The organism is Bacillus cereus group sp. BfR-BA-01356, assembly GCF_022663635.1.
GTDB classification, from domain to species: Bacteria; Bacillota; Bacilli; order Bacillales; family Bacillaceae_G; genus Bacillus_A; species Bacillus_A cereus.
Map to the genome: position 1 here is coordinate 1 of NZ_JAKUFX010000291.1, position 523 is coordinate 523.

The window sequence follows — 523 nt, forward strand, 5'->3', positions numbered from 1 at the left end:
AAGTGAATAATAATTTTCCTTATAAACTACTTGCTGTATCGACGTTTTTAACCCTGACAACAACTACTGTAGTTTCACCAGTAGCTGCTTTTGCAAGTGAAAGTAAAATAGAACAAACCAGTACGGAAGATATATCTCTTTCTGTAAACAGTGAAAAGATGAAAAAAGCTTTGCAAGATGCTGGGGTATTTGCAAAATCCATGAATGATTACTCTTATTTGTTAATTAATAATCCAGATGTTAACTTTGAAGGAATTGATATTAAAGGATATACAAATCTACCTAGTCAAATTGCACAAGATCAAAAGAATGCAAGAGAGCATGCTACAAAATGGGATGCTCACATAAAAAAACAACTTTTAGATACCCTTACAGGAATTGTAGAGTATGATACCACATTTGACAATTATTACGATACATTAGTAGAAGCAATTAATGAAGGAGATGCAGATACATTAAAAGAAGGCATTACAGATTTACAAGGTGAGATTAAACAAAACCAAGCATATACACAGAATTTAAT

General features: G+C 31.5%; 1 protein-coding gene. It reads left to right on the forward strand.

The window, feature by feature from the left end; translation table 11 throughout:
• Positions 1–2: 2 nt before the first annotated feature.
• Positions 3–523 (forward strand): HBL/NHE enterotoxin family protein (locus MR168_RS33065; protein ID WP_242291772.1); only part of this gene is annotated, 521 nt, incomplete at its 3' end.